10 protein-coding genes and 2 pseudogenes are annotated in these 15407 nt (G+C 64.9%); 5 read left to right on the forward strand and 7 right to left on the reverse strand.

Going from position 1 to position 15407, the window contains the following annotated elements:
• Nucleotides 1–49 precede the first annotated feature (49 nt).
• The gene (locus QX034_RS19775; RefSeq protein WP_315728473.1) at nt 50–2812 is read right to left on the reverse strand and encodes an EAL domain-containing protein; all 2763 of its coding nucleotides are present in this window, start codon (nt 2810–2812) and stop codon (nt 50–52) included.
• A gap of 38 nt (nt 2813–2850) precedes the next feature.
• Entirely contained in the window at nt 2851–4164 is a 1314-nt protein-coding gene (locus QX034_RS19780; protein WP_315700842.1) for a FecR family protein, read from the reverse strand.
• Nucleotides 4165–4292: 128 nt separating this feature from the next.
• Here QX034_RS19780 and QX034_RS19785 point away from each other — a divergent pair, with 128 nt between their 5' ends.
• On the forward strand, nt 4293–6095 hold the full coding sequence (locus QX034_RS19785; RefSeq protein ID WP_409997636.1) for a ShlB/FhaC/HecB family hemolysin secretion/activation protein: 1803 nt from the start codon (nt 4293–4295) through the stop codon (nt 6093–6095).
• A 7-nt stretch (nt 6096–6102) separates the two neighbouring features.
• On the opposite strand, the gene QX034_RS19790 is transcribed toward QX034_RS19785, so the two are convergent.
• Nucleotides 6103–7353 (reverse strand): multidrug effflux MFS transporter, encoded by a 1251-nt coding sequence (locus QX034_RS19790; protein WP_315703074.1) that lies wholly within the window; start codon nt 7351–7353, stop codon nt 6103–6105.
• Between the two features lie 210 nt (nt 7354–7563).
• On the opposite strand from QX034_RS19790, the gene QX034_RS19795 reads away from it, so the two are divergent.
• The 4 genes and pseudogenes from QX034_RS19795 (at nt 7564) to QX034_RS19810 (ending at nt 12635) form a co-directional block, all read left to right on the forward strand.
• Entirely contained in the window at nt 7564–7884 is a 321-nt protein-coding gene (locus QX034_RS19795) for a YqfO family protein (RefSeq protein ID WP_315700840.1), read from the forward strand.
• A gap of 604 nt (nt 7885–8488) precedes the next feature.
• A complete protein-coding gene (locus QX034_RS19800; RefSeq protein WP_315703073.1) occupies nt 8489–10477 on the forward strand; it encodes a TonB-dependent siderophore receptor in 1989 nt (662 codons plus the stop codon).
• Nucleotides 10478–10494: 17 nt separating this feature from the next.
• Nucleotides 10495–11619, forward strand: a pseudogene (locus QX034_RS19805) (PepSY-associated TM helix domain-containing protein); the annotation flags it as partial.
• 371 nt (nt 11620–11990) lie between these two features.
• Complete coding sequence (locus QX034_RS19810; RefSeq protein ID WP_409997637.1) at nt 11991–12635, forward strand: CAP domain-containing protein; 645 nt, start codon at nt 11991–11993, stop codon at nt 12633–12635.
• A 45-nt stretch (nt 12636–12680) separates the two neighbouring features.
• On the opposite strand, the pseudogene QX034_RS19815 reads toward QX034_RS19810, so the two are convergent.
• The 4 genes and pseudogenes from QX034_RS19815 to QX034_RS19830 form a co-directional block, all read right to left on the reverse strand.
• Nucleotides 12681–12836: pseudogene (locus QX034_RS19815) on the reverse strand (Crp/Fnr family transcriptional regulator); the annotation flags it as partial.
• 85 nt (nt 12837–12921) lie between these two features.
• Nucleotides 12922–13998 carry a HAMP domain-containing sensor histidine kinase gene (locus QX034_RS19820; RefSeq protein WP_315751003.1) on the reverse strand — a complete coding sequence of 359 codons (1077 nt, stop codon included), beginning with the start codon at nt 13996–13998 and terminating at the stop codon, nt 12922–12924.
• Entirely contained in the window at nt 13985–14677 is a 693-nt protein-coding gene (locus QX034_RS19825; RefSeq protein WP_315751005.1) for a response regulator transcription factor, read from the reverse strand. The genes QX034_RS19820 and QX034_RS19825 overlap by 14 nt, the downstream gene beginning before the upstream one ends.
• A gap of 114 nt (nt 14678–14791) precedes the next feature.
• Entirely contained in the window at nt 14792–15265 is a 474-nt protein-coding gene (locus tag QX034_RS19830) for a hypothetical protein (RefSeq protein ID WP_315700836.1), read from the reverse strand.
• Nucleotides 15266–15407 lie beyond the last annotated feature (142 nt).

Here is a 15407-nt window from a genome sequence, read left to right on the forward strand (position 1 = left end):
TCGGTGGGCACGCTGCGCTTTGCCCACCCTACAAATCGCCGGCAAGACCTCACGCCGCGCCGCGCTGGTCCTCTGTGGGGCTCTCGCCGACATGCTTCGCCAGGAATTGACGTTCGAAATCGGCGGCCGGCATCGGTTTGCCGAAGAAATAGCCCTGTCCGTGTTCGCAGCCGAGCCGCAACAACAGGTCGGCGGTGGCCTGGTTCTCGATGCCTTCAGCGATCACCGCGAGCCCCAATTGACGGCTGAGGCTGACGGTCGAGCCGACGATCGCCGCATCGTCGCTGTCGGTCAGGATATCGAGCACGAAGGAACGATCGATCTTGAGGCCGTCGAGACGGAATTTCTTCAGGTAGCTCAGGCTGGCGTAGCCGGTGCCGAAATCGTCGAACACGATGCTGATGCCGAGGGCCTTGAGGCGCCTGAAAATGTCGAGCGCGCGCGGCTCGTCATGCAGCAGGATGTCCTCGGTCACCTCGAGTTCGAGCAGCGCCGGCGAGAGGCCGATTTCGTGCAGGAGCTTGCCGACGGTGGCGGCGAGATCGCCAGCGTGCAGCTGCGAGGGCGAGAGGTTGATGCCGACACGGACGGGGGTGCCGGCGAGCTCCCATTGCCGCGCCTGCCGGCATGCCGTCACCAGCACCCAGCCCGCGACCGCCTCGGACAGCGCCGATGTGTTGACCACGGGAATGAAGACGCCGGGCGGCACGAGGCCACGGGTCGGATGGCGCCAGCGGATCAGCGCTTCCGCTCCGATCGGGCGTCCGTCGAGCAGGTTCACCTGCGGCTGGTAGAACAGTTCGAACTCGTTGCGTTCGACCGCGAGCGCAAGCTCGGCCTCCAAGGTGAGGCGCGTCTCGAGCTCGCTGCGGATCGTCTCCTCGAAGATCACATGACTGCCGCGCCGCACGGACTTGGCGCGGCAGAACGCGAGATGGCTGTTGCCCAAGAGCTCGTCTGCGGTGCGTCCGCCTTCGGGATGGACTGCGACGCCGATGCTCACCTTGACGTGGTGCTGGCGCGGCCCGGCCTGCAGCGGCAGGTCGAATAGACGGGCAACATGTTCGGCAAGCTCCGCGACCGTGCCGCCGACCGCCGCGCAGGGAACTGCAATGGCGAACTCATCGCCGCTCAAGCGAGCGACAATGCCGGTGTCGCCGATCTCGGCCGTCAGCCGCTCGGCTACGCCCTTCAGCACGAGGTCGCCATAGGCGTGACCGAGCGTGTCGTTGATCTGATGGAAGCCGTCGAGCCCGATCACGAGCAGCGCAATATCGCGGTCGCGGGCGTCCGCGGCGCTGAGCATGGCGTTGATCCTGGCCTGCAGCGTGATGCGGTTGAACAGCCCGGTGAGCGCGTCGTGCTCGGCGAGATAGCGGATGCGCTCGGCCTCGCGCTTGCGGACGGAGATGTCGCGCAGGATCGTGCCATATTGCAGCCCGTCCGGCCCGTGCCAGGCGGAGACGCTGGCCTCGGCGGGAAACGATTCGCCGTCCTTGCGGCGCGCCTCGAATTCCACCACCGATCCGCTTGCCGCAGGTGTCTGGGCTTGCGCGGCATCTCGCGTGGTGAACAGCTCAATGCCCACGGCCGGATCGGCGCAAAGCATCCGCAACGGCTGGCCGACCATCTCCGCCGGCTGATAACCGAAGATCGCCGTGGCGCCCGGATTCCACAGCGTGATCAGTCCATCCCGATCGGTGCAGACGAGTCCGTCGCCAAGCGACATCGCGATCCGCTGGAAACGGTTCTCGGCGACCCGGCGGAGCAGGCCGCGGAAGTCGATCTCATCGAGCGCGATCGTCGCGAGGTAGACGACGACGGCGATCTGCAGCAGCGAGCTGTCGACGATGAGGGCGTACCGCACATGTAGCCACAGCGCGACGGCTTCGATCGAGATCGCTGTCCCAACCAGGAACAAGGCGCGCCATCCGGCGGCGAGCCGGCGCCAGGTCAGCATCATGAGCGTAAGGATGACGGCAAGACCCGCGAGCGTGACGGCAGACGAAGTTGCCCGCAGGGTCCGCCCCTGCAGTATCGACTCCGCCGCGAGCGCCTGCAACAGCGGGCCGGACACGATCTTTCCGTTGGGCACGCTGAAGCGATCGCCAAGCTCGAGCGCGGTGCCGCCGATGATCACCTTCTTGCCTCTGAGCTGCGCCAGCGTTGCCGGGTCGCCATCGATCACGTCGGCATAGGACACCCTCAGCACCGAGGCGGGAGCGATGCCGAAATCGATCAAAAATGAGCTGTCGCTGGCGAAACTCTGTCCGGTCAAGGCTGCGGCCATCGAGGGCACGAAGTTGCCGTCGAGCTTTTCGCCAAACCTGTACCGCCGGACGCGGCCGTCGGGCGATACCGTGACGTTGACCAAGACCGGCCAGGCATTGGCCTCGAATTGCGGCAAGGGGCGATTGATATGAAGGGCCGTCGGGTCATTCGCCGCCGGCTGTTTGAAGGTCGGCAGGAGCACCGACCCATCCGCCTCCCGCAACGCTTCACTGAAAGCCAGATCGGAGAGAGGATTCGACGGCGCACTGAAGTCGACATCGAAGGCGATGTCCTGGGCGCCGGCGCGGACGAGCTGATGCAACAGTTCGGCGTGCAATGTGCGAGGCCAAGGCCAGGCGCCGATGCGTGTGATCGAGCGCGCGTCGATCGCGACGATGGCAATCTCTCCGCTCGCCTGGCGTTGGTCCCATGCGAGCCGGAGGTCGTCCAGGCCGTTGCGCAGCACCTCGTGCCAGCCGGACAGGCCGACCGTCACGAGTGCGATCAGCACCAGAATATGCGGCCGCAAATGCTTCAGCATCCTCCCCTGGTCCCCATTCGCGCGCGTCGCGCCTTCAGTTAGCTCTTGTTGTGCCCGGAAGCGTGACCGTTGCCGTTGCCCTGCGCACCGCTGTTTCCGTGGCCGGAATTGTTGCCGCTATTTCCATTGGCGTTCGCGTTGTCGTTGGCATTGCCGCCGGCGTTGTTGCTGGCATTGCCGCTGCCGCCGGCATTGCCGCCGCCATTGTTCGCAGCGGCGTTGCCGTTTCCATTGCCGCCGTTGCCATTGCCGCCATTGCCATTGCCACCATTGCCACCATTGCCGTTGCCGGCATTGCCGTTGCCGACGCCGATCAGTCCGCTGGACGAGCCGACCGCGGTCGTCACGGCCGTCGCGATCGAAGCGTCTCCGGTTGCGCTGGTGCTGGCGTTGCTGGCGCTGGTGCTGCTGCTGTTGCCGGGGTTGCTCACTCTCGTTTTGGCGTCGCTCCAGACCGTATCGTTTCGCGATGCGCTACGAACCCCGGGTTTGGTCTCGCCGTGGGCGAGCCCATGCGTGGCCTGGTGCACATTCAACTTCACCTCGCCGATGGTGGTCGAAATCCGCACCACGTTCGGCTTCGCGAGGCCCGCGGCCTTGCCGGCTTGCGACGCCAGCGGCGCGGCGGCAGAGTTGATCACGGAACCGCCGGTCGCGTTGAGCGCGTGGATGATTTGCCCCTTGGCCGTGTCACGTGGTGCCTGCAGGCCGCCTTTCGGGACCGGGACGCGCTCGATGCTCGAGGCGCGCGGGCGACCCTGCTCGATCGGGCTGAAAGCGCCGGAGCCGCTCAGGCTCAATCCGGTCTTGCCATTGGCGAACGCAGTCGCGGTCTGACCGGGCAGCACCTGCGCGATCTGGCCGGACTTGAAATCCGCGACCTCGACCTGGCCGCGGCTGACTTCGACGCGTGTGCTGTTGGCACTGATGGTGACGCTGAAATGCGTGCCCTTCACCACGGCAGCCAGATAGGGCGTCTCGACCTCGAAATGTTTGACGTTGCGCTTCTCGACGTCGAGCAGGATGGAGCCGGCGCGCTGCAGAATGGTGGTCGCCATGCCGTCCTTGGCTTCGGTCGGCAGGCCAATGACCGAGTTCGGCGCGATCAGAATGGTCTCCGCGCCGCGTGTCAGCAGTACGCGGCCATTGCGGCCGGTGCGGATCGTATCGCCGGGATTGAGCACGTCGTCACGGCCGAGCGAAACCTGTGCTGCGCCTTGCGTGCTGACCCATACGTCACCGGAGGATTTGCTCACCGACCAGACCTCGCCATCGGCCGCCCAGGCGGCTCCAGTCGAGCCGGCGATGAGCGCGGCCGTCACGATCCGTTTCAGGCTGCGGATTCCCAGCATGGTGGCCTCTCGCGTTGGTTGCCGAGGCCGCAAACTAACGGAAATGTTTCAAGAGACCCTTGAGCGATGCTTCGGTCTTTCAGCGCCGCCTTAACCGTTCGTTGACCATAAGAAGTTAAGAAAAAATTATGCGGTCTTCGGGCGTTCCGGTACTCACGATATCTATTCCCTTTATCGATGCTGGCGCTCCACCGCCGATTGCCCTCAGCCGGAGACGAACTCGCACACTGATTGTGGCGGTTGTTCTTGCTGCCGCAGGTAGCGCGACGGCGCAAGCGGACCCTGCCAGCGCCCCTGCGTTCGATCCGCGGCAGACCGAGAAGTTCTTCGAGGACCTGCAGTCGCGACCGGCACCGGCACCGCCGGCAAGGCCACGCCTTACGACTGCGCCGCAGCCGGAGGTGCAGGGCAAGGGACGACCGCTGTTCGTGCTGCGCGGCGTCGTGCTCCACGGTGCAGCAACTCTCGGTCGCGATCAGCTGGCCGCCGCCTACCAGCCTTATCTCGGCAAGCCGGTATCGCAGGATGATCTGGCCGCGATCGCGGCTGCCATCACCGGGCAATATCGCGCGGCCGGATTTCATCTCAGCCGCGCCATCGTGCCGCCGCAGGACATCACGGGCGGCCGGGTCCGCGTCGAGGTGATCGAGGGCAGCATCACCGAGGTGAGCCTGAAAGGCGCCGGCGCCGAGGAGTTCGGCGTGCGGCCGCTGCTCGATCCCGTGCTGGCCGAGCAGCCGTCGCGCCTTTCGACACTGGAACGCCAGTTGCTGCTGATCAACAGCCGCGGCGGCGTGCGCATTGCGGATTCCGCTCTGGAGGAGATCGGCGGCACGACCGGACGCTTCCGTCTGGTGCTCGAACTGAAGACCTGGCACGTCTATGGCTTCGTCGGCCTCGATAATCTCGGCTCATCCACGGTCGGCCCGTGGCAGAGCTACGCCACCGCCGCCTTCAACTCCTATCTGCTGCCGGGCGATACGCTCGCAGTGAACCTGTCGACCACGCCGGGCGATCCGCGCCAGCTCAGCTTCGGACGGCTGTCCTATGACGCTCCCGTCGGCACTGACGGCGCCCGTGTCGGCGCCTCCGCGCTCTATAGCGAGGTGCGGCCCGGCGACATTCGCCGGATCTACAACGACGACACCACGACCGAGACATTCGAGGTGCATGGCAGCATCGCGCCGATCCAGTCGCAGCAGTCCTCGTTGATCCTCACCGCAGCCGTGGCGTTCAGCAACGTATCTGAGCGGGACGTGTTCGGGACGATCTACCAGGATCGTATCCGCTTCCTCACGCTGACCTCGGACTATCGCTGGGGTGATCGGTTCGGCGGCGACAGCTACCTGGCCGTGAGCTATCGCCAAGGCCTCGATATTCTTGGCGCGACACCGTCCGGCGATCCGATGGCCTCGCGCGACGGTGCCTCGCCCAGCTTCTCCGTGCTCAATGCGTGGTTCACGCGCTACCAGACCCTGTCCGATGCCTGGTCGATCAAGATCGCCGGCGCCGGCCAGCTGGCCTCGGGGCCGCTCTATAACTCGCAGCAATTCTATCTCGGCGGTTTCGCCTTCGGCCGCGGCTATGGCAGCGCGGAGATCAGCGGCGACAATGCGCTTGCCGGAACGTTCGAGCTGCGCTTCGACCAGAAGCTGAACTGGGCCTATCTGTCCGGCTATCAGCTCTACAGCTTCGCCGACGCCGGTCTGGTCTGGAACGACGGCTACCGGCCCTCGGACGGCGCCGCGTTGACCTCGGTGGGCGCCGGCGTACGCCTCACCTTTCCGAACGAATGGCGCGCCGATCTGGGCGTCGCGTTCCCGCTCTCCTATCGCGCCCCCTCCAACGAGACACGCAGCGCGCGCTTCCTGCTGACGCTGTCGAGCGCGCTGAAGCTCTGTCCGCAGCGCGGCCAGGGGCCGTGCCTCTAGCTTGTGGCTAAACTGCGCCTGGCTGGTGCGAATGGAACAGCCGGCCCTTCTCCGTGATCAGCACGATCACAAGCGCGGTCGCGCTGCAGGCCAGGAAGCCGGTCGCGAACGGGAGGGGCGTGCCGTCGAACGCCTGGCCGACGATGGCGCCGGCTCCCATGCCGAGCAGTGTCGTGATTGAGCCATAGAGCGAGGAGGCGGTGCCGGCATTGGCACGCTGCGGCTCCATCGCCAGCGCCGTGAAGTTCGCGAATATCAAACCCGAAGCGAACATCATGCCGGCCGACACGGCCATGAATAGCGGTAGGGACAGCATGTTCAGACACGCCGCGGCGAACGTCACGATCGCCGTAGCGAAGCTGCCGAGCAGTGCGCAATGCGAAATCATCCGCATGCCGAGCCGGCCGACCAGCCGCGCATTGAGAAAGCCCGCGATTGCGATCGACGCCGCGATGGCAGCAAAAGCGAGCGGGAAATAACGGCCGAGATGATAGATCCCGGTGAACAGCTGCTGCGAGGAGAAGACGTAGCCGAGCAGCGCACCGAAGACGCCGCTGGCAGCGAGCGCATAGCCGAGCGTCTGGCGATTGGTCAGGGTCTTGCGGAACGCGTCGAGAATTTCGCCGGCCGAGAACGGCTTGCGCTCGGAGGGCGGCAGCGTTTCGGGCAGCCGCGCCATGGTCCAGACCAGCGCCACCAGCCCGTACACCGTCAGCACGATGAAGATGCCGCGCCATTGCGTGAGCAGCATCACCGCCTGGCCGAACGACGGCGCCACCACGGGCACCGCGATGAACACCATCATCGCGAGCGAGACGACGCTCGCCATGCGCCGCCCGGCATAGCAGTCGCGCACGATCGACGTCGCGATCACCCGCGTTGCAGCGGTGCCGAGACCTTCCAGCACGCGCGCCAGCAGCAGCATCTCGAAGGAGTGTGCGGTGATCGCGAGCACGCTGGCGCAGGAATACAGCACCATGCCGCCGAGCAGCACAGGACGGCGGCCGAAACTGTCCGACAATGGGCCGATGGCGAATTGCCCAGCGCCGAAGCCGACCATGAATGCCGAGAGCACCAGCTGCAGCCGGTTGGCCATATCGATATCGAATGCCGCGCCGATATTCGGCAGCGCCGGCAGCATCATGTCCATGGCCAGCGGGTTCAGCGACATGATGGTCGCGATCACGATGACGAATTCGGCGAACCCCATCGGCCGGTGTCGGACGACGACGAGGGTGTCGGCATTGGTGTCGGCCAAGTCGAGAGCCTTCCAGGTGTGCATGCTTGGGATGCAAGCGATTTTGATTGGCTTTGCTGCGTCGCACAACCCACGTTTCGGAATGGCAGGTCAACGAGCTCAGCCCCAGATCGACTGGCATGATCGTGAGCGCGGCAGCATTTGGCGCAAATCGCGTCGTTTCGATTACCATGATAACGGGCGCGTGATCGCGGCTTCGAGGGCCTGGAGATGAAGAGCTACAAGATCGTCGTTTACGTGCCTGAGGCGCAGGGCGAGGCGGTCCGGGCCGCGATGGGTGAGGCCGGCGCCGGGCGCATCGGCAATTATGATTACTGCTCCTTTACCGTGAAGGGCACCGGCCGGTTCCGGCCGCTTGCCGGAGCCAACCCGACGATCGGCGCGCTCGGACGGCTGGAGACGGTGGAGGAAGAGCGCATCGAGACCGTCTGCGCCGAGGATCGGCTGCGCGGTGTGTTGAGAGCGATCCGGGCCGCGCATCCTTATGAGGAGCCCGCGATCGACGTCTACCCGATCGAATTGATCGATTAGTTGATCATCCTCCAAGCACCATCTGTTCAGGCGCTTCGCCGATCGCTTGCGCCGCTGCCGCTTTCGATACCGGCTGGACTGAGCGATCGCGTTTTTGCTCTAGTTTGTAAGTTGTCGACGAACGGCGGTCGCAATTAGCCCGCGATCTTTAGCCGTTCTAATCTGGATGGATTCCAGCGGGCAGGTTCCGAAAATCCGTTGATGCGCTGTGAGCGCAGCGGCAACGTACTACCGAGAAATTTCGGGGGACGTTATGTCAGGCGTTGGGTTCAACGCGCCCGCGTATAGCGGCGCGCGAGCGTATTGTTGTTGTTTGCTGACGAGTGTCTGTTTGCTTCCGTTCATCATGCAAACCTCGGCTGCCGCTCCGGCGCAGACGGCGGCCGATGCGCACACGTTGCCGCCTGTCACCGTCGATTCGCCCGCGCTGCGCGTCCGCCAGGCGCGCCGTCCAAAGCGCGGGGCCGGTGCTGCGGCCAACACCGCACGTCAGCGCGCGGCCGGGGCGATGCACGTCCCGGCGCAGGCCGCTCGGTCGTCGTCTGCATTCGAGCGCGGTACCGATCCGGTCCGCGGCTTCGTACCCACCGTGAGCTCGGCCGCGATGAAATCCGATACGCCGATCCTGGAAACGCCGCAGTCGGTCTCCGTCGTCAGCCGCGATCAGCTCGATGCGCGCGGGGTCACGACCCTGGTGGAAGGTCTGCAATATGTCGCAGGCCTTGCCGTGCAGACCGGCGGCACCGATCCTCGCTTCGAGAACGTCCAGATCCGCGGCTTCGACATCAACGGCTACGGCAATTATCGCGACGGCCTGCGTGAGGTCGGCGATCCCAACTACTTCTCGCTCTTTCGCACCGAGCCCTATGGGCTGGAGCGCATCGACGTGATCAAGGGACCGAGCTCGGTCATGTACGGGCAGGGCGCGCCGGGCGGTCTCGTCGACAGCATCAGCAAACGTCCGCCGGACAAGGCCTTCGGTGAGGTCGTCGGCCTGTTCGGCAATTACGATCGCTACCAGGGCGCGTTCGATGTCGGTGGTCCCGTCACCAAGGACGGCTCGCTGCTCTATCGCGTCACCGGGGTGTTCCGCGATGCGGATGCCCCGATTGCGCATTTCTCCAACGATGTGAAGGACAATCGGACGTATATCGCGCCGGCGGTGACCTGGAAGCCGACCAGCGACACCACGCTGACGATCCTCGCCGACTACACCAAGGATCTCACAGGCAGTGCGTTTCCGCTGTCGGTGTTTCATGTCACCTCGGCCGGGATCGCCGGCGTGAAGGCGCTGCCGATCTTTCTCGGCGATCCCAGCTACAATGGATTCGCGCAGGAACAGGAGCGGGTCGGCTATCAGTTCGAGCACCGCTTCAGCAACAACCTGGTTTTCGAGTCGAAATCCCGCTATGGGCACTCCGATCTCGACTATCGCTATCTGACCTTCCTGGCCAATCCGCTCGATACGCTGACCTCCTTCTCGCGGCGCGCCAATCGCATCGATGTGACCAGCGATTCCTTTTCGACCGACAATCACCTCGTCGCCAAGCTCGGCACCGGACCGTTCCAGCATACGCTGGTGTCCGGCCTCGATTACCAGATGCTGAGCCTGACGGACCGGACCTACACGGCGACGGCCGGCGTGCCGGCGCTCAACAGCCTCAATCCGGTCTACGGTCAGGCAATTCCTTTTCCGACGACACTTTACTCGGGATCGGCGGACCAGAAGATCGACCAGGTCGGGGTCTATCTGCAGGATCAGATCAGGATCCGGAACTGGATCCTGACGCTCGGTGGCCGGTTCGATGTGGCGGAACAGGACACGCTCAGCCTCGTGACCAACGGCGTGGCGACAAGCACGCGTACGAAGACGCAGGACACTGCTTTCACCAAGCGCGGCGCCATCGCCTATGAGTTCGATGGCGGGCTGGTTCCTTACTACAGCTATTCGGAATCCTTCCTGCCGACGCCCGGCACCGACTTCAATGGCTCGCCGTTCAAGCCCACGACCGCGCAGCAGCATGAGGTCGGCGTCAAGTTTCAGCCGTCGCGCAGGCTGTTGGTCACGGCAGCGGCCTATGACCTGACCCGGCAGAACTCATTGACGACGGACCCCAGCCATATCGGGTTCTCCGTGCAACTTGGCGAGGTGAATTCTCGCGGCTTCGAACTTGAGGCGGTGGCTGAGCTCATTCCGGGTCTCAACGCTATCGCGACCTTCACCAGCCAGGATGTCAAGGTGACCCAGAGCTCCACCGCGGCCGAGATCGGCAAGGTGCCGACCTTGGTGCCGGCCAACATGGCCTCCGTCTATCTGGACTACACGTTCCAGAGCGGCGTCCTCGCCAATTGGGGATTGGGCGGGGGCTTCCGTTACAACGGCGAGACCTTCGCCAACACCACGAATACGATCGTCAACGAGGGCTACGTCGTGTTCGACGCAGGCCTCCATTATCGTCAGCCGAAAGGCATCAATCTGGCTTTGAACGTGAAGAATATCGCTGACCGCGTGACGACCGCCTGCACGACGTCCGGCGGCTGCCAATACACCAGCCCGCGCACCATCACCGGCACCATCAGCTATCGCTGGTAATCGAAGGGCAAGCAGGCATGGCACGCGCGCGCACCGTCCGCATATGGTCGTTCGTCCACACCTGGACGTCGCTCGTCAGCATGCTGTTCCTGCTGATGCTGTGCATCACCGGACTGCCGCTGATCTTTCATGACGAGATCGACGACCTGCTCGAACGGGAGATCGCGGCGCCGGAAATGCCGGCGACCACGCCACGCGTCTCGCTGGACCAGGTGATCGCAGTGGCACAGGCGCGCTTTCCCGGACAATACGTGCTGTTTGCGAACCTGAAGCAGAGCGAACCGCTGGTGACCGTCGCGCTGTCGCCGACCCCGGTCCCTGCGCCGGGCGCGTTTCATCGCATCACCGTCGATGCCCGCTCCGCGGCGGTACTAGGCGAGGAGGTGCCGCATCTGGACCTGATGGACATCGTGCTGAGCGTCCACCGGGACATGTTCACCGGGCTGCCCGGCGAACTGTTCCTGGGGGCGATGGGACTTCTCTTCGTGCTGTCGCTGATCTCCGGCCTCGTGCTCTATGGGCCGTTCATGCGGAAGCTGGATTTCGGCACCATTCGCAGCCGGGCCTCGCCGCGGCTGACGTGGCTCGACGGCCACAATCTGCTCGGCATCCTCGCCGTGAGCTGGATGCTTGCGGTCGGATTGACCGGCATCGTCAACACGCTGGCGACGCCGCTGTTCGACCTCTGGCGGGCGCAGCTGCTTCCGAGCCTGCTCTCCCCTTATCAGGGCAGGCCGGTCGCGAAGGCCGCATCGGTCGAAGCGGCCTTGGCCAAGGCGAGAACGCTGTTTCCGGACCGGTCGATCACCTCCGTGACCTTGCCGACTGCAGCCCGCTTTGGCAGCCCGCAGCATCTGATCGTCTGGACCAAGGGCAGCACGCCATTGTCGGCGCGGATGTTGCGGCCGGTGCTGGTCGAGGCGGAGAACGCGGAGCGTATCGTCGCGCCGGCGATGCCGTGGTATCTGCAGGCGCTTCAGCTGTCGCGTCCTTTGCATTTCGGCGACTATGGCGGCTTGCCGCTGAAGATCGTCTGGGCGCTGCTCGACCTGATCGCCATCGTCGTGCTTGGCAGCGGACTTTATCTTTGGGCGGCGCGGACGCGCATCGTGCAGGGTCGACGGGCGCCGCCGGTTACGGCCCGCGGCCGCGAGGGGCGCCTTGCCGTGAAGCAGGATGCGGGCCGCACAGCGGCGCTGCGGCACCTCGGACATCGGCGTCCCCAGCAGGTGTTTCGTGCGCCGCTGATGGTTGCCCTGGCCGCCACGCTTGGCTTGGTGTCGGCACTGTTCGGCGATGGCCTCTGGGACGGCCTGTCGTGGCTGGCGCTGTCCGTTCCCGTGATCCTGGGCTTGATCTACGGCCTGCGGGCGGCAGCGGGACGCTGAGACGGCGCACGTGGGCCGGACTTTGCGATCAGCGAAAAGGTCTGTATAGCCGCTCCTCGAGAGGGGGACGTGCCGTTGTCGGGCCGGGCCTGCCTTGTTGTCCAAGTGGGGGCATTCAATCGATGATGTTCCGTGCATGGAACGCGGCCGTGACCGCGCTGATTCTCGCCGTGTCGATCCATACGGCCATCGCGGCCGATAGCTCGCCGGCCGAGCAGATCTCCGAGTTCCGCCTGAAGCATGGCGAGGTTCGCGTGGCGCGGGATGCCACGCTCGACCGCATCGCCGCCGAGCAGGCGCGGGCGATGGCCGAGAAGGACGATCTGAGCCACGAGGTGCTCGGCCCGTTCACGCGCCGTGTCGCCCCGTCGAAGGCCGGCCGCGCGGCGGAGAACATCGCCTATGGTTATGAGACCTTCGACAAGACGCTCGGGCAGTGGATCAATTCGCCGCCGCATCGCAAGAATCTGCTTCTGCACAACGCGACCAAGGTCGGCATCGCCAGCGCCAGGAATGCCAGCGGCAAGCGCACCTATTGGGCGATGGTCATCGCCGGCGATTACGAGACCAAGCCGCCGGTCAAGAAGAACGACAAGGGCAAGCCCGACAAGAACAAGAACGACAAGGGCAAGCCGGCCGTCGTCGCGCAGGCGAAGTCGACCGGCAAATCCGAGACCAAGACTGAAACCAAGTCCGAAGCGGCCCACAAATGGGGCGCCTCGCCGAAAGAGTGCCATCTCAATATCAAGCTGCTGGGCCTGTGCATCTGACGCCTGACGTCCCGTGAGTTGGCGGCGTGGCAGGCTGGGATCGCCTCACAGCGGCGGCTTGTTCAGGTGCAGGTAGCCCGGTTCGAATTCGCCTAGCCCGGCGAGCTTCGGCCAGTTGTGGATCGTCAGCGTGCCGGCGCGGAAATCGACGGTCCGGCTCGCGCGCAACTCGGCCAGCGTCCGGTTCACGGTGGCGATCGCGTTTTCTGCACGATGCTGCCGAGACTAACACGGATCGTATTTGTCTCAATCACGCGCGGATATCAAATCTCGTCTGATCCCTGGGCTAGAGCGCGGATGGCGGCGGAAATCTGAGCTCGACGATCAGCCCGGGAGCATTGTCGTGCAGCGCGATGCCGGCACCATGCAGCTGCGCGACCGCCGCCGCGAGGCTCAAGCCCAGTCCATTTCCCGGCGTGTAGCGGCTGCGCTCCAGCCGGTAGAAGCGCTTGAACACCTGGTCGTACTGGTCTGCGGGGATGCCGGGGCCATTGTCGGCGATGGCGATCGCCGCGCCGCCATTCTTCGTCGCGCAGGTTACGGTCACCTGGCCGTGCGCGCGGCCGTGCTTGATGGCGTTGTCGACGAGATTGGCGATGGCATCGAACAGCAGGTCGCGGTCGCCGGTGACCTTCACCTCGCGCTCGCCCGCAAGGCTGAGACGGGTCGCAACCTGCTCGGCCGCGGCATCGTAGAGCTCGACGACTTCGCCCGCGATGTCGACCAGGTTCAGCTCGCGGAATGCGCCCTTGCGCGCTCTGCTCTCGATCTCGGAGATCCGGGTGATGGAGGCGAACATGCCGAGCACGGCATCGAGGTCGGCGATAGTGTCGCCGATCAGCGCCGCGTCGGCTTCGCTATTGCGCGGGGCATGATAGGCTTTCTCGAGCCGTCCGCGCATGCGCGTGAGCGGTGTGCGCAGGTCGTGCGCGACGTTGTCACCGACCTGCTTGACCTCGCTCATCAATGTCTCGATACGGTCGAGCATCTGATTGAGGTTCTCCGCGACACGGTCCCATTCGTCATAGCTGCCGCGGAGGGGGATACGCTGGTCGAGGCCGGAGAGCATGATGGCGCGGCTGGTGGCATTGATCTGCTCGATTCGTCCGACCGTCCGCCGCGTTACCAGCACGGCGGCGACGATAGCCAGCACGAGGACCAGCACCGCGACCGCGATCAGGGCCAGCACAATCGTCTCCGTGAAGCCGTCATGATCGCCGAGGTCGCCGACCCGGCTGCGCACATAGGCCAGGGTTCCGAAATAGACATAGGCGATCATCGCGCCGACGATCAGGCCGAAGATCCCGATCGCGATCAGCGCCAGGCGAAACGTCGATGAGCGGAGTGTCTTAGCCAGGAGCACTGAGGCGATACCCGATGCCGCGGATGGTGTGGATCAGCGGATAGGCTTGGGCATCGTCGACCTTGCGTCTGATCCGACCGACATAGACGTCGATGATGTTGGTGGACGGATCGAAATGCAGGTCCCAGACATGCCGCAGCAGCATCGCGCGGGAAACGACGCGGCCCTCGTTGCGGACGAGGTATTCAAGCAACTGGAATTCGCGCGGCAACAGCGGGATCTTCTTGCCGCCCCGGCTGGCGCTGCGCGAGATCAGGTCGATGGCGAGATCGCCGACGCGCAGGATCGTCTCCTTGGCGATCGTTTCGCTGCGGCGTCCGAGCGCCTCCAGGCGCGCCAGCAGCTCGACGAACGAGAACGGCTTCACCAGATAGTCGTCGCCGCCGGCGCGCAGACCGCGGACGCGCTCGTCGACCTCACCGAGCGCGGAGATGATCAGGAAGGGCGCGGCGATGCCATCCTCGCGCAGCTGCCGCATCACCGTGATGCCGTCGGTATCGGGCAGCATGCGGTCGATGGTGATGACGGCATAGTCGCGTTCGCTGCCGCACCTGAGCGCCTCGAGGCCGGTCCCGGCAAGATCGACCTCGTAGCCGGATTTCGTGAGCGCGTCAGCAAGCTGCCCGGAGGTCTCCGAATCGTCCTCGACGACGAGAATGCGGCGGTGACCTCCCGTCATGGCTCAACTCCGCGGTGGCGGCGGAACGCGAGTGCTCCGATTGGCGAAGTTCGCATCATATCGCGGCGAATTCGTGCGAGCGTCGCAAATTGAGAGCACTAGCAATCATTTGATCTAGTACCAATATTCGCCGCACGCATTGAACCACTGCCAGCCCCAGGGTGTCCACCTGCGGTGCCAGCAGCCGTCGTAATAGCCATAGCCGGCATAGATGAACGGCCCGCCGAAGAAGGCGAAGCGGCGATGATGGTGGAAGAAGAAGGCGTGGCGGCCGCCGAAGTGCCCGCCGTGCCAGCCGGCGCCGGCGAAGCGCGGTCCGAACGCCGCATGCGCGCCGATGGGTCCACCGGCGAAGCCCGCGCCGCCGAAGCGAGCGCCACCGAAAGACCCTCCAAAATGAGGCCCGCCCATGCCGCCCATGCCGCCCATGTGCATACCGCCGCCACCGAAATGTCCGCCACCGCCGCCAAAGCCGCCATGTCCGCCACCGCCAAAGCCACCGCCGCCGCGCGCGAGCACGGGTGAAGCAACTGTCAGCGAAGCGGCGAGCGCCGCCGTGACGAGGCCGGTGAGAAGCCTGTTGGTCATCGGAAGATCCTCCATGCCATTGCGCGAGCGTCTCGCTGCGGGATGAGGACCAGATGAAGCGACGGCAGCCTCTCCTTCAACTTACAAATGCGCCAGTTTCTGACGCCGAAGTCAGAATGCGCCACTCTCGACTCCGTCTCGC

It is taken from the genome of Bradyrhizobium sp. SZCCHNR3119, assembly GCF_032487775.1.
Lineage (GTDB): Bacteria > Pseudomonadota > Alphaproteobacteria > Rhizobiales > Xanthobacteraceae > Bradyrhizobium.

What these genes read in the sequence shown, in the direction of transcription:
- QX034_RS19775 (WP_315728473.1), bottom strand. Translation starts at nt 2,812, where the DNA reads ATGCTGAAGCATTTGCGGCCGCATATTCTGGTGCTGATCGCACTCGTG.
- QX034_RS19780 (WP_315700842.1), bottom strand. Translation starts at nt 4,164, where the DNA reads ATGCTGGGAATCCGCAGCCTGAAACGGATCGTGACGGCCGCGCTCATC.
- QX034_RS19785 (WP_409997636.1), top strand. Translation starts at nt 4,293, where the DNA reads ATGCGGTCTTCGGGCGTTCCGGTACTCACGATATCTATTCCCTTTATC.
- QX034_RS19795 (WP_315700840.1), top strand. Translation starts at nt 7,564, where the DNA reads ATGAAGAGCTACAAGATCGTCGTTTACGTGCCTGAGGCGCAGGGCGAG.
- QX034_RS19800 (WP_315703073.1), top strand. Translation starts at nt 8,489, where the DNA reads ATGAAATCCGATACGCCGATCCTGGAAACGCCGCAGTCGGTCTCCGTC.
- QX034_RS19810 (WP_409997637.1), top strand. Translation starts at nt 11,991, where the DNA reads ATGTTCCGTGCATGGAACGCGGCCGTGACCGCGCTGATTCTCGCCGTG.
- QX034_RS19825 (WP_315751005.1), bottom strand. Translation starts at nt 14,677, where the DNA reads ATGACGGGAGGTCACCGCCGCATTCTCGTCGTCGAGGACGATTCGGAG.
- QX034_RS19830 (WP_315700836.1), bottom strand. Translation starts at nt 15,265, where the DNA reads ATGACCAACAGGCTTCTCACCGGCCTCGTCACGGCGGCGCTCGCCGCT.